We start from the raw sequence: 21,674 nt of genomic DNA, 5'->3' as shown, positions 1-21,674 counted from the left end.
GTTCCATTTTCCGACCCCGGCAAAGGAGGCCACCATGCTAAGTTCGCACGAAATCGCTGCGCTACTCTTGCTTGGCGATGCGCACGATATCGATGATCTCGAACCTGATCAATTGGACGGCTTGCTAGCCCACAAGCTGGTCACGATGGAACACGGGCATGATAGTGGCAGTGCTTATCCTCGCCTGACCAGCCAAGGACACTCGATGCTCGAAGCCGTCCGCAGCATTCGATAAGGGCTTGGTTTTACCGCCGCGCCCCGGCAACCCAACCCCCACGTACGTCTGGGCCCTCTGGACGGCGGTAGTCTGACGCCGTTGCTCATCCTCAATTCCCGTCCAATGGCCTACCTCCTCGCTTGGGCCGCGCACGCCATCTTTCGCGCGGACGGACTATCAATTCATGATATGTGGCAGTGATTTCCGACAAAAGTGGGTTGACCCGTCTCTATCGGATTGATTGCCGCTAATGCGGGAATGCGTTAGGCAGTCGCTTCGCAGGCATTAGCTGCGGGCGAGGTCAGGCGTAGACCTGGGGCGTGGCGCACCAGTTAGAATACTCTTGCGTCTGGCCCCGATGCCCTGCCCTGTCCGGCGGGTGCCTTCCGAACGTCCTTTCTTTCCTGATGCTTCGACCCTAGCTCTTTCGCCAGCATGCCTCCTGCCCTTCTCCAGGATTCCGACACCCAACTGTTGCGCGAGCGCGCCGAGACGATCCTATGGATCAAGACGCAAATGGCCAGATATGGCCTGCATCTGGCCGACCTGCAGAACGCAGGCTGCTTTTCTGAAGGAGCGTCGCTCGCCAATGCCTCCGCCCGTCCGATTTGCTTCCGAGACGCTTATGGCCACGCGTGGGATGGTCACGGCGATCTGCCGGACTGGCTGCAGCGCGCCGTGAACGCTGGCCAGTCGATCGAGCATTTTCGTGTAAAGCCATAGGATGCGCTTATCGCGGCTGTGATTGTCGGCATGACTTTGCGGACCAGCGCACCGCTTGCTTCACCTTGCATAGAAAGCCAAGAACAGTTCCCAGAACTCCATGCCAGTCGATACTTCTTCGAGAGCGATGCATTACGACCGTACAGGTGCGCAGCGAATCATCGAGGCTTACCGTGAGATCTTTCCTCGCATTACCCCGGAGTTAGCGAGCTACTGGGATACCGCGCGGACGCGTCCATGGTCATACCTAACGTCGGATTTCCATCGGGCAACGCTCGAAAAGTACGAGTCCTTCAGTACAACCGTGGAGAAACTCGATACCGAGGTGCAGAACGGCCGCGCCATATCGGCGCCGGCGCTGGCCGCCCGCATGGTAGCGCTCTGCAGGCAGCACGACCTTGGCTTTAGCTTCGGCATCAGTCCCTGGACGGACCACGCTCTGCATCGCACTTACGGCAAAGCCCCGGTGCGCCGCCTGGTGATCATCGTGGGCCACGACTGGTATCCGATCGTGCCCAAGCGTGAGGGTAAGCCACACAGGCTGAACTGGCCCATGCGGCAGGATGGCCTGCATCTCTTGCCAGACAACGACGAGTCCGTCGCAAGGCGCTATTTCGCCGCCGTGACCGAGCCCCTATTGTCCGGGAAACTGGGCACGCTCCTGTTCGTCAACATCTACCCGGACTACCGCGCGCCCGATGAACGCGTCACTGGCCCTGTGAAAGCGGGCTACGCTGGCTGTCTGAACGGCTTCGAGGCGTTACTGGCCGGTACGCGCCCGCATTACCACCCTGACGACGTAACGATCATGTCCTGGGGAGACTCGCCCTGGCGACTGTTGAGACAACGCACGCGGGTCCACCGGCCGGGGGGAATCATGGCCATCACCGAGCAGTTAGCTGGCGGAATCCTGGAATTTCAATCCGGTGGCCACGCATATCAGTATCTGCCATTCGCCCATCCCAGCGAAGCACGCAATGCCCACATCGCCTTCCATCTGGATCATCAACGTTTGGGGTTCGCGAGATTGGGATTTGGAAGCCCCATGGCCACCCCTGTGAATGGCTGTCTAAAACCGGCACTAAACGGCGGCGCGGCTTAAAGATGCGGAGCAACTCCTGCATTGCAGGATTGTCTCGAGGTCTTCTGATTCGATATTGAAGGTGGCCACCGGGCGCGTCGGAGCGAGCCCGTAGGGCGAGTGCAGACGCGCCCGGTGATGGGCATTCCGCAAGGTGGTGACGTCGCAGTGGGGATGCGGTAAAAAGGTTGGCTTTACCGCCGAAAAGAAACAGGCACGACACCGGTCCAAACCGCCAAGTTCATCCCGATGTCGTGCCCCACTCGTGCCAAGGGCGCGCGTGCCGAGCCAGTATGGCACGGCTCGTCCATCCCGTCGAGGCCGTTTCGGCATGACTGGGGGATCGCCGATGCCGGCCACGGGCCGCCTCTTTGTGTGCGCCCATTGCCGGGCGCAGGTCGTTGTTTGCCGCCGCTGCGACCGCGGTCAGATCTACTGCAATGGCGGCTGCTCGCAAGCAGCGCGTCGCGCCAGCCTGCGCGAGGCCGCTCAGCGCTATCAACGCAGCCGCCGCGGCCGCTTGGCGCACGCGGAGCGGATGCGCCGCTACCGCTGTCGCCAAAAGAAAGTGACGCATCAGGGTTCCGCCGCGCAGGCCGCCGATGCTCTACTGCCGCTGACCTTGACGACGCCGGCCAGAGCACCGGCGCCCGCTGGCGCCTCAACACCGGTGCCTGAGCATTGCCACTTCTGCCGTTGCACATATTCGGGCTTTGTCCGCCTCGGACCACTGCGTCGTCGGGTCTTCCGTGATGTTCGTACGACTGACCGCACAGGACACGACCCATGACCATTGGAGTAGAACTTGAAGCCCAGATCCTGCGTTACTACCACGTCGAGAAATGGCGCGCCGGCACCATCGCGCGCCAGTTGCATGTGCACCGCGACACCGTCCAGCGTGTGCTGGCGCAGGCCGGCCTGCCCAGGATTGGCAGCGTGCAGCGGCCGTCGCAGATCGACGCCTACCTGCCATTCATCCATGAGACGTTGAAGAAGTTCCCGTCGCTCACGGCCAGCCGCCTGTATGCGATGGTGACCGAACGCGGCTACCGCGGGAGCCAGCACCACTTCCGGCACATGATCGCGCTGCACCGGCCGCGCCCACAGCCGGAAGCCTATCTGCGTCTGCGTACCTTGCCGGGCGAACAAGGGCAAGTCGATTGGGGTCACTTCGGCCATCTGCAGATCGGCCGCGCACGCCGGCCGCTGATGGCCTTCGTGATGGTGCTGTCATGGTCGCGGCAGATCTATCTGCGCTTCTACCTTGATGCACGCATGGACAGCTTCCTGGCCGGCCATGCCGGTGCCTTCGAAGCCTGGTCCGGCCTTCCCAGGGTCCTGCTCTACGACAACCTGAAGAGTGCCGTGCTGGAACGCCAGGGCGATGCGATCCGTTTCCATCCGACACTGCTCGCGTTCGCGGCGCATCACCGCTACGAGCCCCGGCCGGTTGCCGTCGCCCGTGGCAACGAGAAGGGGCGCGTCGAGCGCGCCATCCGCTATGTACGCGAGAGCTTCTTCGCCGGACGCACCGTGACCGACCTCGATGAGCTCAACGCCCAAGCCGCCCATTGGTGTGCGGGACTTGCGGCCGATCGTCCCTGCCGGGAAGAACCGACGATCAGCGTACGCGAGGCGTTCTCCCGCGAGCAGCCCAGCCTGCTCGCCTTGCCGGAGAATCCCTATCCATGCGAACTGCAACTGGCTGTCAAGGTCGGCAAGACACCGTATGTGCGCTTCGATCTGAATGACTACACGATCCCGCATACGCATGTGCGACGCACGCTCACGGTGCGGGCCAGTCCCCGGCAGGTACGCATCCTCGATGGCACGGAACTGCTCGCCACTCATGAGCGCAGTTACGATCGCGGCGCGCAGATAGAGATTGCCGCGCACATCAATGCCTTGGTCGAACGCAAACGCGAAGCCCGCCACCATCGCGGACTTGACCATCTGGCTCGGGCGGCGCCGGCCAGCCAGGCGCTGCTGCAGCGCGCAGCGGAACGGGGCGGCAATCTGGGCAACATCACCACCCACCTGCTGCGGCTGCTCGACCGCTATGGCGCCGCTGAATTGCAAGCGGCGATCGAGGAAATCCTCGCCAGCGATGCGGCGCCTCACCAGAATCCGGTGCGCCTGGCGCTGGAGCGCCGGCGCGAGGCGCGCCAGGCACCGCCGCCCGTGGGTATCCATCTACCTGAACACGTCCGGCACAAGGACAAGCTGGTGATACCCCACCGCCTCGACATCTACGATCAGCTCACGGGAGATGCCAATGAACACGCCTGAGAACCTGCAAAGCCGTGCGAACGCCTTGCGCCTGCATGGGCTACTGGCACACTGGCCGGAGGTCGCCGACGCCGGCTGGGTGGCGCCGCTGCTGCAATGGGAAGAAGAGGAGCGCTCGCGCCGCTCGCTGGAGCGACGCATCCGGGATGCCCGACTGGGCAACTTCAAGCCCTTGTGCGACTTCGACTGGGCCTGGCCGACGCGCTGCGACCGGGCCGCCGTCGAAGAATTGATGTCGCTGGAGTTCGTCAAGGACTCGGCCAACGTCGTGCTGATCGGCCCGAACGGCGTCGGCAAATCGACCCTGGCGCTGAATCTGGCCTATCAGGCGCTCGTCCAAGGGCACACAGCGCTGTTCACCACCGCCGGCCAGATGCTCGGCGAGCTGGCCGCCCTCGACAGCGATTCGGCCTTGCGTCGACGCCTGCACCGCTATGCCTCGCCGGACGTTCTGGTCATCGACGAGGTCGGCTACCTGTCGTACTCGAACCGACATGCCGATCTGCTGTTCGAGCTCATCAGTCGCCGATATGGCGCCACCAGTACGGTGGTTACAACAAACAGACCATTCGCCGAATGGTCGGAGGTGTTCCCGAACGCCGCCTGCGTCGTCTCGCTGGTTGACCGACTGGTGCATCGTGCCGAAGTCATCGCGATCGAGGGCGAGTCGTATCGCGTCAAGGAAGCGCGTGAGCGGGCCGATCAGCGAGCAAAGAAACGCAGCGTGGCCCGGGCGGAGAAAAAGCCATCATGACGCATCTGCACCTGCCTTCAGGAATCACCAACGGGCTGGACTTCCTGATCCCAGACAACTGGTCCCCAGAACAGGCCCTCGCCGTCGTCGAACTCATCGACGATCTACGCGAGCGAATCTGCGCGCACTACCAGCTCGCACTGCATGACCTGCTGCGTGAGCAGCGCTCGCCCCCCGAGAAAAGCCTCGACGATCCGTTCTAGCCTGCACCATCCAACCCAAACAGCAAGGGGCCGCATGCGGCCCCTTGCTGTTGACCTTCTGACCCAACCATACGCCGCCATTTACTGTCGCTTTTACACCGCCGTCAACAACCCCCGCGCCGCGCGAACGCCCGGTTCGCTGGGGCCGACGGCCGCCCCTGACTTTCACCACTGCCTAGTACACTGCGTCAGTTAAATGGCACCGGGCGAATTCGCCGAGTTGGGTCGTTGTACTTCCACTTGATGGGTGCCGGATTCTCGTTGTGCTGACGGATATAGCGCATCAGCTTCCGGTCCAGGTCCTTCACGGAAGTAAAGATGCCGCGACTAATTACGTCACGCTGGATACGGGAGAACCAATTCTCCACCTGGTTCAGCCACGACGAATAGGTGGGCGTGAAGTGCATGTGCACGTGCCGATAGGCCCGCAGGAATTCCTGGACGCGCGACGTCTTGTGGCTGCTCACGTTGTCACAGATCACATGGATTTCCTGACCCTCGGGCTGATGGGCCACGATATCGGTCAGAAACGCCACGAACTGCTCGCTGGTGTGGCGCGCCGCAGTCTTGCCTAGCACTTCTCCGGTGGCCGTGTTTAACGCGGCAAACAGGCTCAAGGTGCCGTTGCGCTTGTACTCGAATCCATGGCTTTCGGCACGCCCAGGAGACAGCGGCAACATGCGGTCTTTGCGGTCCAATGCCTGGATCGCGGTCTTCTCATCCACGCAGAACACCACCGCATGCGCCGGCGGGTTCAGGTACAAGCCAATGACGTCGGCAGCCTTGGTCTCGAAGTCCGGATCGTTGGAGATCATGTGCTGCGCCATTCGATGGGGGCGCAGACCATGTTTGCGCCAGATACGTTGCACGGTCGAGACCGACACGTTGCCCAACTCTGCGGCCAGCTTGTAACTACTCCAATGCGTGGAGCCGTCGGCTGGCTTGCGCTTGAGCGTGGTGTTCAACACACGCGCCTCAAGCTTCTCCGGCGCGCGCGCGGGGGCTCTGCCGGGATGGCGTGCATACAGGCCCGCCAGCCGCTCGGCCAGAAACCGACGCGACCAACGCGCGATAAAGCGCGAATCGCAACCGAGCCGCTGCATGATCGCCTCGCGCGATTCCCCGTCTTCGAGCATCAGGATCAACCTGGCCCGACGCACATCCCCCACACGCACCGTCTGGCTGCGCGTGGCTGCCAACAATTGCTCTCGTTCGAGCTCGTCCAAGTTCATCTTTCCCATGCATCCATCATAGATGGAAGGGGTGCTATTTCAAAGACGCAGTGGACTAGTGCGATTCCGAACATTGGGTGCGAACGAACCACACGTTGCTTCAAGGCATCGCTTGGCACCCCAACCTCATTGAGGGCGTTTCCCGACTCAACGACTAAATAGTGAGCACAAGCGGACGCTGAAGTTGCAACCCCCAGCGACCTTGCTGGGGCCGTTTCGGTGGCGGAAGTTAAGCCGTCGCGGATGTTTTGAGCGCTGGTGGCTCGAACGCCTGCTGTGCTATAGGCGTTGGAGCACCAACGTGTCGCCGTCGGCGATCTCAATCGATAGCTGATCTCCTTCCCTCCAGTCAAGGGACTCGACTAGCTCTGCAGACAACGAAATCATGAGATCCCCGCTCCCGTCTGCAGCAGCAATAGCGGTAACGCGCTCAGAAGCCGCTTCTTGTTCCTGACGCACCAAGTACCTCAGAAGAATGGTGCGCAAGGTCGCATCGTCATCCGGAAGTGCAAGCCACGTTGCGCAATTGTCGTCGGAATACTCTGCCCAAGCCGAGACTACCTCCTCGTCGGCCTTCTGGAGTTCAGCGTCATTCAGGCACCTGACCATACGGTCAACCGCTTTGGCGTGTTGCTCCAGGAGGTACTGGCGTTCTGTGGGACGGAGTTTCATATTTGCAGAGCCTCCCTAACGGACAACAAGCACCGGCACTTCAACGCCTGGTGCTCAAGTGCTTATACGGCCAATCTGCAGAGCCAGACCCATAAGACAGGCAATGTCCAGGTGCCTACCTTCCAACGGTACCTATGTGTGCATCAACCCACTTGGAGGCCGGAATTGGCATCCCGGGCTGCCATGGTTTCACCACGACACTGGCCTCATTACCGATAGTCCATACCGCTCATTTGCGTTGCTGTCGCATTCTTTTGCTTTCGCGGGCCACATGGTTCGTTGTGGCGTCGAATTTTTCGGCGTAGCCGAACCGCCGGAAATGCTCGATCACGAAGTCCACAAACGCACGTGTCTTCCCTGGTAATAGCCGTCGGGATGCGTAGTAGAGCGAGATCATTCCCGCGTCGGCGTGCCATTCCGGAAGCAGGCGGACCAGCCGGCCTTCCGCAAGGTCCGTCAGGACGTCCGGCACCGCAAGCATCGCCACGCCCAGCCCGACCCTCGTGGCTTCGCGCATGGATGCGGGATCGTTCATCACAATGTCCTCGTTCACCGCCGCCGTAGCCTGCGCGCCGTTCGGGCCTTGCATGGTCCATTTCCGAATACGGCCTGTCGCAATGCTTCGCATTACAACGCCTCGCAGGCTCCCCAGTTCATCGGGATGGTCAGGCAGCGCCCCAGCGTTGCGCAGATAGTCGGGAGACGCGACCGCGACGATATGAGCCGGCGCCAGGGCGCGCGCGACAATTCCGGCGGACAGTTCAAAGCCGCCGCCGATCGCCAGGTCATATCCCTCATGCACGAGATCGACCTGCCGGCTCTCGAAATGCCATTCCGGCCGCACACGCGGATAGCGCCGCAGGAACTCCGGCAGCAAGGGCAGGATATAGGCCGGACCCACCGTGGGGCTAAGGCTTACCTTCAGCACGCCCGCGGGTTCGGCCGCGCCTGAGGCGGTCTCCTCGATCGCCGACTGCAGCGTGTCCAGACTGCCGCCGGCGCCAGGTGCTGACGGGAACGCGCACAGTGGTGGACGACAAGATCACTGTATGAGCGCGATTACTTCAACCCCGCGGATTTTGAACGTCAATTCGCAGGATGGGAGTCTGAATGAACCGGGAGCAGATGGGCTGGGATCGGGCACTTTCAGCATAGGGTGCCTAGCTGCACCGGAACATCGGAATATCATCGACCAGAGAGCCCACCGGCGTGACTAGCTCGAGCTGGCCAAGGGGCGTCATTGGACGAAAGTGACATTTGGCGCATATTGAGCGCCGTTCACCACTCCGAGCGCCGCTCCAGCTGGTATTCGAGGCCGTCGATCTTCTTGTCCTTCCACAGCCCGAATACGTCAGCCCCAAGCCCCAGCTTTCGCTGCGAAATGTACGTCTTGACGGCATCGCGGATGACAGCGGCCCGTGAACGATGCTCGGCCTCCGCTATTGCCGCTAATTCCTCTATTTGCGTATCAGGTAAATCGATCAAGATTCGGCCCACATCTGTCTCCGATTGCGCAATATGCACGATATACCACACTGCAAGCGTCTTCAAACTTGGCTCCCCGTATCGCTGCCGCGACGGTACTAAAGAGCTTCTCAACTTGAGCGGTTAGTGCAACACCATCTTTCACCAAAGTCGGAACCGTGATTTCGATTCTGCGGTGATCATGCCTTTTCCTTCGATCAACGGAGGGTGCGCGGCCTACCTCGTCCTTACGTGCCCGTCACGCAATATAGACCTGCTCCGTCCACACCGAGACGTTACCCACGCCGGTGAGGTGTACCAACCCCTGAGCAGCGTCGTTCAACAACTGCTCTTCCATTGTAAGATTCCGTTGGTGGATTGTTTCTGGTTACGACGGCCGGAATGGCGTCGAGGAGGCCCTCAATCGACTTGCAAGCGCGGGGCGTTCAAGTTGCAGCATCCTAAGTGCGGCCAGCCTTGATACACCTGTATGCGTCGGCCCGAGAATGATTTGGTGCACAATATTGTCAAGACCGAAGTCATCGCCGGTGACTCCGTCGATCGGCGCCAACTTGAGCTTCAGCTTCGGATGCACTCCGTCTGCGCCAATGTGGTAGCCGAACATGGCGGAAAGACGCCCCGCCGAATCTCTATCTCTGAAATAGACGACCCGCCACTCCTTCTCTTCCTCAAATCCGCGATGCTTCGAGAACAAGGCGAACTGCTTTAAGCGCTCGAAGAACGCCGCTGCGGCCATTGGGGCACCGTCCTTTCGCACCTGTTGCCGCTTCAATTCCGCGGCGAGAACATCAAGCCTTTCACTTATCCATGCCCTTCGCTCTTCGGCGGTGCCATAATCGACGGGGGCGATGATGAATGGTGACTGTTCGTTTGCATTGATCTTCTTTGTATCAATCACGATGGCTGCGCCACTACCATTTCCACCGTACCCGCGCCACATCGATAGGCGACCATCGACATCCTTGGCCTCATCATGCTTCGAAAAGCAAACGACATACGTGTCAAACGCGTGCTCACTCTCAAACCGCCGGTAGCAAGTCGATAGGCTTTCGATGAACTCCGCATAGTAGCCGTGCTCTTCGCAAGTCGCCCGGAGGAGCGCATGCGATTCCGCCGCGCGCATGCCCTCACTCAACCCGTACCGCATCTCCTCGTAGTCATTCATGTTGAGAGGATTGGAGAACCAAAGCTCCGCTCCCTTCACGATATTGACCAAGTTTGCCACCGACGTATAGTGGGCGAGCAACGGCTGCGCCACAGGAAAGTGCTTGTCCTCGTCCACATCGCCCCACAGTGCGGGCACGAGCGCGTTGTATAACTCTGTCCCTTGCATATCGTTCTTTTCCGCGTCACATCAGTTCGAACGGGGACAGCACGCCAGCGAGCCCAGCATGACCATCGTCGACTAACCACAGTGTTGGTTGATTCGCTTGCGCACCGCTGAGGAGGTCAGACACCTCGTCCTCCGGCCCCACCACGTGCGCCGTAAGGAGGTCGAGAGCATTGTTCTCCAAGCCCGCAGCGTCTTGAATAGATATGCCCAGGGCCAACTTCCTGTCATCATGTCGTCGCAAGAATTTCGCCATGGATACCTCTGGAACCAGCTTCCAATCGCCGATCTTGACAGGGAGGAACGTGAACGAATGCATCAGCATCAGCTGGCGAGCGTATGCAACTGGCTGCCAGGGATGCACGATGATGGGTGACCGGACCATGTAGTCCTTGACCTTCGTTCGTACCAACTGTTGCTCTTTCATCAAGGCCTCCTCCAAACCTATGCACAATTCAATCGCTGCGGTGGTGACATGTCGCGCGTATATGCCGGCGTGCATGGCGTCGTTGCGCGCGATTTGCACGGTTTTGTATAGGGCATCAAAGCGAGAGAACAGTTGCGGAAATCGGTGAGGCATTTCGCTGAATGCAACAGAGTCTTCCGCTAATGCTCGTATCCGGTGGAAGTATTGATTCATCGTCGCCTCCCTTCCATCCAGGCGAAGACCTATTGCCTCCACAGCGAAACAGATCTCGCTGAACGCCTCGGCGTCTGCCAAAGCTGCATAGCGCGATGCGCGCAAGCGGTCGCGATAGTGGAGGCGCTCTTCCCACTGAAGTGTTTTCATTTCGCTGCTTTACAGGTGTTCCGGCGGTTCGCCATGCATCGCTAGCAGAACATTGGCCCGGTCGGCGTCTTGACTACGGGACCCTGCGGCCTCCCGCGGAACGTTGATCGCAAGTCTAGGCGAATCCGCAAGAGTCAGTGCCGGCATGGCGTCTCCAGCCCATTTCAGACTTTGAACTTCGGCCCGACAGACGCACGCGCCGTGTACTTCTCGAGCATCGTGAAAGAGTCGCTCTTGTACGCGTCAATCCATACATGGACCATGGCATCACACCTACCCGCGACGATTTCCTTTAAGGACGCACCATTGTAGGCAACCCCCGGGCGCAGCTTTTCGTTCACCTCGGAATCCGGGTTAAGGACCGCAATCACTCACCGTCTTCGTGGCTGCCATGCGCGCTGCCGACCAATAACACAGGCTTTGGTACCCCATCGACGTTCAGTGTAAACAGCCCCTTGAAGCGACCGCCATGGTCAGTGTGCTTCAGTGCGCCGAGGAAGATGTCAGTGGCAGCGTTCATCAGACGTTCGAGCACCGTGCCATTGTTTGCCGCTAAACTCATCGATTCCCTCATTTTCGGTGGTGACTCAGCTGTAACGACGGCGCGCAACTTCGGGTAAAGCGCCCGCCGTGTTCGCTGACTATCGCACGGCTTCCGCCACGCCCGTATCAGCGATGCGGGGCCTATCGTCGTTGTGATTTCGATTGCTTTTTCGATCAAATTGAAGCCGGCGCGGCCCCGAGGCGCCGTAGTAGCGCAGCAACTTCTTCAATGCCAAACATCTCTTCTGCAGGTGGCTCTACGCCGCGCATGGTCGCAACAGACAACGTCGCGCTGCGTGCGGCCACGCGCTCGCGCCAGAGCGCCTGGAGTCCCGCTACGAGCAGCGCACTGGTGGGCTCACCAAGCAATGCTGCCAGATCAAGGTCGCCGATCTCGACACCCACCTCCGTCCCAGTCGCCTGAGGGACGCCGCGGACGTAACGCTCGGCCTCCTCCGCGCTTGCGAGGACCGCGCCGCCTGCCTTGTACTCGGGTCCATATCGACGCGCTGACCAGGTCCCATCAGGGCGAGCAGTGACCTCTCCCAAAAACTGACCAGCCTGGTCCTGGATGGGATATGTCTGCAAAGGATGCTCCCTGATTGCAGTCGCAGTCGCGATGAACTTCAGCATGTTCTGTGCTTGCCGTTCGGTAATCTCGCCTTTAGCCAGGGCTGCGTTGATCGCCCCTACATCATTGCCGAATCTCAGTTCAGACAAGCGTTTCGCATTGGCCTTCGGCATGTTAGCTTCTTCGCATCTCAGGGGTTCTTCGTTGTGCGCCGACCTCGAACGGCGCAGCCACGCAGCGGGGCCATTCGACATTACGATCATAGATAGCCATCTGGGTCTTAGGGCTCGAGTCGTTCAATAGCTTGTTTCGCAAGCCAAGATTCCAGCTTACGGTGAAATCGCCCAAAGCCAACAGCGGCCGCGACCGACGCAACCAGTACCACATAAAAAGCATACGACGAAACACTGTGCGAGGCGTATGCAAAAGAAATCAGGAGCAATCCGCCGGCAGATGCATTGATCAGACGTAGCGGGATACGCACATGTTCGTAAAAACCATACGACTTCTCCCCCAAGAACAAGAAGTACTCGTTAATAAACGCGGAAAGAAGAAAAAGTGGAATTGCGATGCAGGAACAGATGACGCTGGCTACCGCATCATTCGTCCTGAGTTGAGTTTGTACCATGGTCAGTGCAATTGCGACGCATACGCCGGCAGCACCGAGGCTCGCGCTCCGGTTGATCGAAAACTGATCATGGGAATGTTCCGCAGCAAATGCTTTCAATACCGCATCTTCGTTTGAAGCGGCTTCCATACGCCCCGCCTTGGCCAGCGATGAGTCCATTGCTCGTTCCTAATGCCTCGCCTGAAGCTGCAAATGCGCCCCGTTCCAATACCTGACGTCGAGGTGCACGCGGTGGATTCCTCCCCTCTGCGCAATAGCATGGGCCACCCTCTGCCAGCTATCGCTAAGTTCCGGCGTCAGGCCGATTACCGTTTTCCAGCGTGGCAACGTTAGGTCAAGATTGGCCTCCAGCGCGTCGTGCTTCAGACCAGCCGCGACGTGGCTATCTAGCGGCACTTCCATCCACGCCTCCACCCGGTCAAGGCGATATGCTTCACACATGAAACGGTTGTAGGCACAGTTGCGCAGAAAGATGTTGACGAACTTTCGCGCGCTCCCCCAATGCTGTGCGTCCGCCGGGAGACGTTCGATCAATGCGTCGGTCAACTCATCCAGTCGTCGGCGATAGGCCTGCGGGGAGTTCGCCTTGATGGACCTCAGGTCGCACGCCTGCAGGAAGGACCTCGCTGCTTGAATCGTCCCGACAGGCCCCATTCCACGGGCAGTCGAAGCGCCAATCGCTGTTCTGCCTAAACGCTCCTGGAGAAGCCTGAGCATGTTCTTATCCATTCTCGCATTTCCTATTGCTCTCACAACGGGTATGACAATCGGGCCCGAGCCATTTGACCGCATTGCTACCCTCTTTTCCGGCTCCTGAACGATCGCTGGTGAAGGAGGAAACTTGCTCATGCATGATGTCGGACCAGTAGACATTTCGCCGGCAGCCCTGTCGAAAGACCGCCGCCGGGTCCCCTGTCATTTACACCCTATCGAGGCGACCCCGAATCTGAACTTGAATTGTGGTGCCACGCCAGAATCTCTTGGATGTATGCACGGCCCATCTCTGGCAAGCCCCGGGAGTCAGATGACTCACTCGGTAAGAGCCACTTGTCGAGCGTCCGCTTGGCCACGCTGAGGCGTGCCGCAAACTCTTCGCGCGTCATCCCGAGTTGGTTCATTGCCTCCCGCAGAAAATCCTGCTGGGCGGCTGGATAGCGTTTCTGCTTGGATCCCATTTATTCCAATTTATATTGGTCTAATTTTCCTGGTCACTTATATCCCCAGCGGGGATTATCGTCAACCCCTATAAATGAGGGAATCGAAGCTGGCGGACGCCTCCCGGAAGTCGCGAGCGGCCGCTGCGCTCTGACCGAGCACAATGATGAAGATGTGCCACCACATGGCGATCTTCTTGAACGAAACCAGGTAATCATGGGCTCTAGCGACCCGACTGAACTCGCGCAACAAGACGGCATTTACGGCGATACGCCGGATGACACCTTTGGCTTTTCGCCGCGATCTGTGTGCGTCAGAAAAAACAGAGTCCCCGCAGCCTAGGATGCTGCGGGGACTTATAGAATGCTGGGCCCCTGGGAGAGAGGCGTCAGCTGGCGCGATGGATGTCTCCGCTTACCCCGCCAAGCTCGGAAGCGCCCATCAGTCTCCAATGTACAAGGCGGTAGCTAACCGTGATGTTGCGCACGCATTACAAGATGGCAATCTAAATCGGGCGTAATCAACCAGGCTACGGGGGTACCGGCGTAGCGCGCTAGGTTTCGGCAGCATTGCAGTCAACGATATGCCACCCTCTTCCCTGAAAAGCCGCTAGATCGCCCTTGCCCAGGGTATCGCGTCGCATCGCCAAACACAGCATATGGGAAGGTCGGGTCATGGCAACGTAGTGCAATTTCAGACGTTCCTGTAGCGTCGGAGTTTCTGCCGTGTTGTCGCTCTTCGCTTCTGGCTTTTTTCCGGTGAGCCACGGAAGCAGCGCCTTCAGTTGGTGCGTCTTCTGAAAGGACTCGAGGACTAGCGTGGCGGTATGCGTCTCCCCTTTCACCCCGTGAATCGATGCGAGGCGAATCGACACTTTTGGATTCTTGTCAGGGTACTGAAATTGATTGACCAAACGTTTCGCGTCAGCACTCTCTTGGGCAGTCGACTCATCTGTCCATGCGAGAAACTGGAGGGCCGCCCCGTTGGTGATGGGGCCTCCCGTGACGCCAGCGGCTAAGGCAATCAACTTTGGGTGGATCGTGTCCTGCCATTGGTCCGCAGACACCTGACCTCTCTGTACGATGAGACTATCCAGAATCGTCAGATAGCTGCTGCGATCCCCGTCGCTGTTGAGTAGCGAGAGCAGGTGCCGATGAGCATGGCGGCCAGTCGGGATGGTTTGATCCGGACTTGAAAGCTCAATGAGCTTGAGCATTGCCTCCGCGCAATATCGCGTTACTGGATGGGTGCTTCGGGTTTCCTCCAGCTCCAGCCTTGCGCGCGCGAGAAACTGGAGAAACGAGGCTGGTTTGGGCTGACGGCCGGCGAGTTCGGGAAGGTAGTCAGGCGCATAGTGCCCCATGAACCGTGGCAAATGATCGTCTTTATCGGACCGATGCACTCCAGCGACCGCGGTGAACTCGCCTCTCGCGAGCGCCTCGTGATCAAAGGATTTGAGCAAATGGCGCGCATAGGCGGGAAGCACATCCAATACCGACGTGTCATCGAACAGAAAGAGCGTGTTCTTGCAGGTGGCGTGCTGGACTTTCGCTGGCGTCGGTCCCTGCCCAACAAGCGCTTGGGGGCGAACCCCCAGCGGCGCAGACACCAAGGCAATTTCGTTCCCAAATCGAAAACTATTCGGCAAATCGGCCTTTTGGGACCCCGGAAAGCAATCGGTTACGGCGCCGCCGGCACCTGATGCATGATAGATCGCCTGATTAGAATCACCGAAGCGTTGACGAATCACAGGATCCTCGCCGTCCACGAGCAGCCGGTGCAGAAATGCTGCTTGCAACTCACAATTATCTTGGACTTCGTCAATAAACACGAAGGGAAAGCGACGACGAATCGTGTGGATGACATGCGGGTGACGATCGAGCAATTCCGATGCCCAAATGAACATTTCATCAAAGCAATAGTACCCCGCCGCTGTCGACTCCTGGCAGGCGTCAAGCATGGCCTTGTATGTCGGCGTTGCACTGGAATACTCTTCCTTCGGCCCTCCCGTGTAATCCGGTCTGGTGTACGTCAGGGACCACCATCCCATACGCTTTTTGCCGAGACCGAGTCGAATGTTCCATGGGATCCGGCGCCACCGATCCTGCAGTGCAATGTCGGTATCAATCGCCCTGATGGGGAATCCCTTGGAACGCAGCCAAGGCACTGCCAGGAACTCATTCACGAACGAATGGATTGTGCCAACGAAGTGTGGGTGGCGCAGCAGGCGTACGCCGGCGCTTGATACGCTCAAGCGATCGCCAATTTCAGTTCTGGCGGCATTGGTATGCGATAGCACACAGATCCCATGGCGGCTCGATGTCCATCGGTTGGCGAGAATTGCCAGTTTCGCGACCAACAAGGTTGTCTTCCCGCTGCCAGGACAGGCCTCGACATCTAGCGTGTCCAGGGACCGCATGACGGTAAGCCGCGGATCCTCGCTCCCCTCGGCCGAGAAGGCGTTATCTGGCAACCCCATGATGGCACAGGCCCACGCGATTTCCGTATCGCTGATAGGGCTGAAGCTTGGCGCAATCGGTTCACGCATGATCGGCCCCCTGTGTCATCGCTGGGCAGCTCGCGTCGTCAAGCGCATTGTCAGCAGCCTTCGCCTCAGGCGTCGACGTAGGTAGCGGTTCAAACGGCTCCGTCACATGAGCGATCGCATCCCGGATATATTGAGGAAGGCGCCAAAGCAAACGATCCCGTTCCTTCTCGTCCCGCCGCACGCTCGACTCCAACAGTTCCGCCAAATACTGCGCGGCAATCGCCTTCGACACGCCCCCTGATCTGGCGAAGGGCTCGTACACGTGCGAGCAACGTTCCTCTTGCGACAGGCTAGCGATCTCCTCGTAGGCATGCAAAGCGACCCACATAACCCGAAATGGCGTCGCCTTCTTCTCGTTCAGCTTGTCATCGGCGTCGGCCAGGGCAGCCGCCAACCACAGTTCCTTCTCCAAGCCGAAGTACGCAAGATCGTACTCAAGCGTCCATTCGTCCGCCACGAAGGTGCGAACCTGCTGCTCCTGTGCTTTATCGCGGATCTTGTGCCGCCTCGATTCGAGCCCTCCCGGCAAGAAGTCGCTCTTTACCCTCCAGCGGCGCTTGGAACCGGGCAGCTTGGGGATGGTCGCGCCCGCCTCGATCTTCCCCACAATTTGCGGCGCACAATCGGGCATCACATCCATGTCGGTAATGCACGCGACCGGGACTTTCAGCTCGCGGCTAATGCCTGGATTCCGACGCATGAAGATCCGACCATAACGGCTGAGTCCGACACCCCCAACATTGACGACGGACACCCCAAACCGTTCGAAATCACGTCCCACAAGCCTGGCTAGCGTCGGAAGCAGGATGTTTTCCGCATCCCCCTCGACGATCACGACCCCACGGGCGAAGAACAGGTTTGCCTTCGTCACGTCAAGGAACCGTTGCAGGAAGCGGTAATCGGTTCTCTCCAGCTTGGTCTGGCCCTCGCCCATCGGATAGGCGCGACCGTCCCGTACGAGTACGAGGTTGTCCAGTTTCACGTGGGAAGCCAGATTCGGACTGTGCGTGGTCAGGATGACTTGAATTTGCTGGCCATCCGGCCGCACCTGAGATGCCTGATCCGCGAGGAAGCCCATCAGCCGCAGCTGACGTTGCGGATGCAAGTGAGCCTCCGGTTCCTCAATGATTAGCAGCGGAAAGCCATCCTCCTCCGTGCCTAGAAGCAGAAGCTCACAGGCCATAAACAGGACATTGTTCGAACCCAGGCCACGAGAGTGTGCGTCTTCCGACAGGTCGTTTGAGCCCAATGCGACTTCAAGCTTCTCGAGCAGCGTTCGCAACCGGGTACTGTCGTCGCGATGTCCGTTAATGCGGACGCGAGCATTCAGAGTATCCCCAGAGAAGGACAGATGCCTGAGATAGTCGTCGTTCAGCCGTTGGCGGGTCACTGTCACACCGCGCGACGTTTCGATTAGGTAATTCGTGTAGTCACCGACGCCTAATACGCTAAGATGTTCGGGCTTCAGCGTGTGGAGCGCCTGGACGTCAAACTCGACGCCGTCCTTGATCTCCTTTGTATGCTGCAGAATCTGCGATAGCCGGGACCCCCGCCCTGCCGACATCGCGCGTTCGGCGTCACGCAACGGCCGTAGATAGGTTGCCTGAAGCTGGAAGCGGGCTTCCGAGTCCAGTGAGGGGCCATCACCAATGGCTCCCGTCCGCCATTCCACCGGCAGGTATTTGCGCAATCCTGCCCCACCCTCCGTCCGCCGAGCAATCCACGTCACAATGAGACGCGGCTCGACAAGGCCGTCTTCGTGGTAGGTCAGATACTCGGCAAATGCGGCTCTGTCGCTTGGCGTCAACGCCGAAAACGTGAGCTGAATTCTGATGTCCTTGGCACGCGCCCCCGCGGGTGACTGATGAAAATCGGTACTATCCAGTCTCAGCGACTCCTGGTCTCGCGTGCCAATCACCAGACGTAACGCGTCGATGATGGCCGTCTTGCCAGCGTCATTTTCCCCGACCAAGGCTGTCAGGCCGGGGTTCAGCGACAGCTCAAAGGCGTCATCGCCCGCGCCAAACCGGCGAAAATTCTCGATATGGATCTTGGAGATATACACGAATTCGACCTTCTCAGATTCCGGTGACGCAGCAAACCGGCTTAGTACAGGGATCGGTGTTGTCTGCTCAACTCGCGGGCGCCAGGTGCTGCAACAGAACCCGCAGCTTGCCTAATAGCTCGTCAAACGTTACCACCTCGACATTCTTGCACGCGTTGCGGAAAATTTCGAAGCTGCGCCGCTGCCGTTCCTCCGTGGGCGTCAAGCCGGCAATAATCACGCATTTCGTCGCGTCGGGCCGGGAATCACGTAGCTCCGACCGAATCTGGTGAGCCAGCCAGTTACTGTGCAGGGCACTCTGCTGGTACAGCACCTGCGTAATGGCCCCGCTCAGCTCGGCACTTGGTCCATACACCTCGCTGTTCCGGTACGCGGCGTTCAGCATGAGCATGGTCGAAGGCTTCTTGATCTCGACAATCGCCAGCGATTGCCCCTGTTCCCCGAGCAAGAAATCGCCAACTTGCGCCCCAGAGCCACTCAAACTCGACCCTTGGGCGTGAAACTGGGTATGAAGCAGGCGAACGGGCCGAGCGAACAGCATCGTCAGGATGAAGATGTTGTGCTCGAAAAAGGACTGCCACCGGCCTTCCGGTAGCGTCTGTGCCAGCATCCCCTCATAACGCTCGATCATGCTGGCCAAGGTTACCCGCTCGATTTCCGCGTGGAGCTCCATTAGCTCCTCGGGGGCTTCGTGGGCAATCAGCGCGGCATTCTCGCGCACGGCCCGAACGGTAGCGCGTCGCTGCGCGCGAACTGCCGCAGTCGATTGACGCGCTCGATCCAGACGCACCTCGACCAGTTCGCCGGTGGCTCCGACTTGGACGATCGGCGGAAAGCGCTCGGGGATTAGTTGGGTCAGCAGGGTATTCCGGATGTGAGTGGTCTTCGCCAACTGGACACGACTGCGCACATGCCGATTCGCCCTGTCCAGCGCGCGCCGCAGCCTGTCCAATTCTCGCTCGGGCATCACAACCGCACTGCCTTCGAGCTTGGTCTCACCGTCTTTTGTCACGATGAGCGTGTCGACACCAGAAATCTGCTGGATGCCCAACCAGATTGCATCCAGCTCCTTCGTCAGTCCAAGGCCGTAAGCGCAATCATTGGAGGCACGCCAGGGCAGCACCGCTTCAATGAGCGAGACCGCGGCCTCCGGACTATCGGGCATCGCATGGTCTTCGCCACCCTGGAGGATGATTGTCCGAATGCGCCCATGCCGAGGCCTCAAATAGCGCTGCGCATGGGGATTGGTGTGAACGGGATACGTCACGATGCTGTGCGGCAGAATCCGCGCCAGCAAATGCCACTGCCCCTCCGGCTGCGAAATCCAATCATCCGGCCCATGTTCCGACCGTGCAAAGGTCTGGACGTAGAGATCCCTGCAGGGAAGACTTCCGTCGGCACCTACTGCCAGCCGGAAGCTCGGATTCATGACTTCGCCGTGGTCGTAGACGGCGGCTGACTCGGCGCCACGCACTGGTTCACCTTCCATATGTTCCCCTCACGCGGGTTCCTTTTTTTGCAACGGATCACTCGGCTAGTCACGATGGGCTGGGAAGGCTGTCCCAAGCTGTCGTGCCCGCTTCACTTCGTCACCGTGCAGATAGGTTGAGGTCGTAGAAATTGAGGCATGACGCAGGTTGTCCCGAACCGTCGTCAGTTCCGCGCCTCGTGCCAGCGCGTGGGTCGCATGCGTATGGCGCATCCAATGCGGGCTGGCACGCAGCAGCTTGTCTGCCGCAGCCGGATGGTCGTTGGCGATCAGCGCGCCAGCTTGCGCAAAAAATCGCCGCAGCACGTGCCACAGACGTGTGCTGGTGATACCGGCTGCCATGTCCTGGCCCAGCCCGCCCACGAGCGGCGTCGTGGGATCCCATCGCGCCGCCGACACCGGCAAGGCGCGCGCGACGAGGTAATGATCCAGCGCCGCCCGGGCCAACGGCGGCAGCGCCACCCGGCCGGCGCGACTGCCCTTGCCGACCAGCTTGAGCCAGTGGTCGCCCTGGTCGTCGGTCTCGATATCACCGAGGCTTGCACCGACCAACTCGCTGGCGCGCAGCCCGGTGGCATAGCCAAAGTCCAGCACAAAGCGCAGCCGCTGCGCGGCCGACGCGTCCCAACCATACGACCACTCCAGGCCATCGGCAAGGGTGCGAATCAGCAGCCATTCGCCTTCGGTGAAGGCATGCGAGCGGTCCAAGGCCGCCGTACGTCCCCCGCCCCGCACCTTGATGCCGGCAAACGGATTGGCCAGCACATAGCGTTGCTGGATCAGCCAGCGGAACATCGCCCCGAGGATGGACAAAGCATGGGCGGTGGAGTGCGCTGACAAGGCGCCGGTGAATGGGCGCCAATCGGGCGCGCTCCGCGCCCGCGCGGGCCCGACCCAGCGCGCATGGGGCGCCGGACGACGCAGGAAGCTACGGTAGGCCGTCGCGTCTTCCGTCGTCAGTGACGATAGCGGCCGCCCGCGCTCGATCATCGCCCACAGGATCAGGCGTTCGGCCTCCTTGCGGTACGTCCGCTGCGTGGCCGGGGCCTCGTGCAACGCCAGCCAGGCCTGGATCGCCGCGTAGTCGTTGTCCGCGTTCAGCGTGCAGGTCTCGCGCGGCGCGCGAAACTGACCGCGCGAGCCGTCGACCTGATGCGGCAGGCGCAACTGCTCCCAGGGCACCACGATGGGATGCGCCGGCAGTGTGACCAGCGCCCGGGCGCGTTCGGTCAGCTGCGGGTGCTGGGCAAAGAAGGCCTCGACCTGCCGGGCCCCGGCCGCGCCCAGGCCCGGGATTGCCGCCCACCAGCGGCGCCGGCGCGGCACCCGCACCGTCAGCGCCGCCAGGGTGTCGATGCCTTGTGCCCGCAGCGCCGCGACCGCGCGCGGCGCCAGCCACAGGCCGATGTCGTCGCTGATGGCCGGCACCGGTGCCGGCAGTGCGCGCAACCATTCGATCGCCTGGTCGGCCACCCGGCCCCGCTGCGCCCGCTCGGCCGCGGGCATCTCAAACAGCCGGGCCAGGTCCTCGCGCTGGCGGCTGCGGGCATACCCCGCCAGCTGGCGCCGGATCCGACCCAGGACGCCGCGCGACGACTGCCCTTGCGCCCGCGCCTCACCCAAGTAGCGGACAACGGCCTCCCGGCTCGACAGGCCGGCATGCCAGGCGCGCAGCGCGGCGAGCGCGGCGGCATCCGGGAAGCCGGCTTGCGCACGCGGTGGCGGCTCGGTCTGAGTGAGGCGGGATTGCATGCCCGCCAGTTTAGCGCACTAACAGTGCTATTACGATAAGGATAGTTATCACAATAGCCGAGGTGACCACGAAAGATTGTCATGTCCCCGTAATCCCTGTGACAGGCGGCCTACCCTAGCATCGGTGATGCTTGTCGCCGTGAGACA

General features: G+C 60.3%; 22 protein-coding genes. 6 read left to right on the top strand and 16 right to left on the bottom strand.

Annotated elements, in window-relative coordinates; translation table 11 throughout:
• The first annotated feature begins 34 nt into the window (after positions 1 to 34).
• The 6 genes from CTP10_RS40385 to CTP10_RS40360 all read left to right on the top strand — a co-directional run bounded on the left by CTP10_RS40385 (position 35) and on the right by CTP10_RS40360 (position 5,267).
• Positions 35 to 235, top strand: a complete 201-nt coding sequence (locus tag CTP10_RS40385; RefSeq protein ID WP_062799349.1) for a hypothetical protein — start codon at positions 35 to 37, stop codon at positions 233 to 235.
• Positions 236 to 652: 417 nt separating this feature from the next.
• Complete coding sequence (locus tag CTP10_RS40380; RefSeq protein WP_082818915.1) at positions 653 to 940, top strand: H-NS family nucleoid-associated regulatory protein; 288 nt, start codon at positions 653 to 655, stop codon at positions 938 to 940.
• A 100-nt stretch (positions 941 to 1,040) separates the two neighbouring features.
• The gene (locus CTP10_RS40375) at positions 1,041 to 2,042 is read left to right on the top strand and encodes a hypothetical protein (protein WP_147316357.1); all 1,002 of its coding nucleotides are present in this window, start codon (positions 1,041 to 1,043) and stop codon (positions 2,040 to 2,042) included.
• 765 nt (positions 2,043 to 2,807) lie between these two features.
• Complete coding sequence (gene istA, locus CTP10_RS40370) at positions 2,808 to 4,310, top strand: IS21 family transposase (RefSeq protein ID WP_062797539.1); 1,503 nt, start codon at positions 2,808 to 2,810, stop codon at positions 4,308 to 4,310.
• Entirely contained in the window at positions 4,297 to 5,064 is a 768-nt protein-coding gene (gene istB / locus CTP10_RS40365; RefSeq protein WP_062797542.1) for an IS21-like element helper ATPase IstB, read from the top strand. The genes istA and istB overlap by 14 nt, the downstream gene beginning before the upstream one ends.
• Positions 5,061 to 5,267 carry a hypothetical protein gene (locus tag CTP10_RS40360; protein WP_062797544.1) on the top strand — a complete coding sequence of 69 codons (207 nt, stop codon included), beginning with the start codon at positions 5,061 to 5,063 and terminating at the stop codon, positions 5,265 to 5,267. The genes istB and CTP10_RS40360 overlap by 4 nt, the downstream gene beginning before the upstream one ends.
• Positions 5,268 to 5,455: 188 nt before the next feature.
• Here CTP10_RS40360 and CTP10_RS40355 read toward each other — a convergent pair whose 3' ends face one another.
• From CTP10_RS40355 to CTP10_RS40280, 16 genes are all read right to left on the bottom strand, one after another.
• Positions 5,456 to 6,508, bottom strand: coding sequence for an IS630 family transposase (locus CTP10_RS40355; protein ID WP_116324014.1), 1,053 nt, complete (start codon positions 6,506 to 6,508; stop codon positions 5,456 to 5,458).
• Positions 6,509 to 6,778: 270 nt separating this feature from the next.
• Entirely contained in the window at positions 6,779 to 7,171 is a 393-nt protein-coding gene (locus CTP10_RS40350; protein WP_116324086.1) for a hypothetical protein, read from the bottom strand.
• A 229-nt stretch (positions 7,172 to 7,400) separates the two neighbouring features.
• The gene (locus CTP10_RS40345) at positions 7,401 to 8,138 is read right to left on the bottom strand and encodes a substrate binding domain-containing protein (RefSeq protein WP_334223346.1); all 738 of its coding nucleotides are present in this window, start codon (positions 8,136 to 8,138) and stop codon (positions 7,401 to 7,403) included.
• 311 nt (positions 8,139 to 8,449) lie between these two features.
• Positions 8,450 to 8,668: a ribbon-helix-helix protein, CopG family gene (locus CTP10_RS40340; RefSeq protein WP_271816435.1), complete on the bottom strand. Its 219-nt coding sequence runs from the start codon at positions 8,666 to 8,668 to the stop codon at positions 8,450 to 8,452.
• 355 nt (positions 8,669 to 9,023) lie between these two features.
• Positions 9,024 to 9,989 (bottom strand): DUF2971 domain-containing protein, encoded by a 966-nt coding sequence (locus CTP10_RS40335; RefSeq protein WP_271816359.1) that lies wholly within the window; start codon positions 9,987 to 9,989, stop codon positions 9,024 to 9,026.
• Positions 9,990 to 10,005: 16 nt separating this feature from the next.
• Positions 10,006 to 10,776 (bottom strand): hypothetical protein, encoded by a 771-nt coding sequence (locus CTP10_RS40330; RefSeq protein ID WP_271816356.1) that lies wholly within the window; start codon positions 10,774 to 10,776, stop codon positions 10,006 to 10,008.
• 164 nt (positions 10,777 to 10,940) lie between these two features.
• Positions 10,941 to 11,117, bottom strand: coding sequence for a hypothetical protein (locus tag CTP10_RS40325; RefSeq protein WP_158577721.1), 177 nt, complete (start codon positions 11,115 to 11,117; stop codon positions 10,941 to 10,943).
• Between the two features lie 26 nt (positions 11,118 to 11,143).
• A complete protein-coding gene (locus CTP10_RS40320; protein WP_116322101.1) occupies positions 11,144 to 11,338 on the bottom strand; it encodes a hypothetical protein in 195 nt (64 codons plus the stop codon).
• A gap of 155 nt (positions 11,339 to 11,493) precedes the next feature.
• On the bottom strand, positions 11,494 to 12,063 hold the full coding sequence (locus CTP10_RS40315; protein WP_233528298.1) for a hypothetical protein: 570 nt from the start codon (positions 12,061 to 12,063) through the stop codon (positions 11,494 to 11,496).
• Between the two features lie 107 nt (positions 12,064 to 12,170).
• A complete protein-coding gene (locus CTP10_RS40310; protein ID WP_116322100.1) occupies positions 12,171 to 12,677 on the bottom strand; it encodes a hypothetical protein in 507 nt (168 codons plus the stop codon).
• A 9-nt stretch (positions 12,678 to 12,686) separates the two neighbouring features.
• Positions 12,687 to 13,247 carry a hypothetical protein gene (locus CTP10_RS40305; RefSeq protein ID WP_116322099.1) on the bottom strand — a complete coding sequence of 187 codons (561 nt, stop codon included), beginning with the start codon at positions 13,245 to 13,247 and terminating at the stop codon, positions 12,687 to 12,689.
• Positions 13,248 to 13,444: 197 nt separating this feature from the next.
• A complete protein-coding gene (locus CTP10_RS40300) occupies positions 13,445 to 13,636 on the bottom strand; it encodes a transcriptional regulator (protein WP_271816433.1) in 192 nt (63 codons plus the stop codon).
• 590 nt (positions 13,637 to 14,226) lie between these two features.
• Positions 14,227 to 16,221: a UvrD-helicase domain-containing protein gene (locus tag CTP10_RS40295; protein ID WP_116322097.1), complete on the bottom strand. Its 1,995-nt coding sequence runs from the start codon at positions 16,219 to 16,221 to the stop codon at positions 14,227 to 14,229.
• Positions 16,214 to 18,286, bottom strand: a complete 2,073-nt coding sequence (locus CTP10_RS40290; protein WP_116322096.1) for an ATP-dependent nuclease — start codon at positions 18,284 to 18,286, stop codon at positions 16,214 to 16,216. The genes CTP10_RS40295 and CTP10_RS40290 overlap by 8 nt, the downstream gene beginning before the upstream one ends.
• 67 nt (positions 18,287 to 18,353) lie before the next feature.
• The gene (locus CTP10_RS40285; RefSeq protein WP_233528297.1) at positions 18,354 to 19,775 is read right to left on the bottom strand and encodes a Shedu immune nuclease family protein; all 1,422 of its coding nucleotides are present in this window, start codon (positions 19,773 to 19,775) and stop codon (positions 18,354 to 18,356) included.
• A 45-nt stretch (positions 19,776 to 19,820) separates the two neighbouring features.
• Complete coding sequence (locus CTP10_RS40280) at positions 19,821 to 21,527, bottom strand: phage integrase family protein (RefSeq protein ID WP_116322095.1); 1,707 nt, start codon at positions 21,525 to 21,527, stop codon at positions 19,821 to 19,823.
• Between the last annotated feature and the right edge of the window lie 147 nt (positions 21,528 to 21,674).

It is taken from the genome of Cupriavidus sp. P-10 (assembly GCF_003402535.2).
Taxonomy (GTDB): Bacteria; Pseudomonadota; Gammaproteobacteria; order Burkholderiales; family Burkholderiaceae; genus Cupriavidus.
This window is presented reverse-complemented; position numbering and strand designations above follow the sequence as displayed.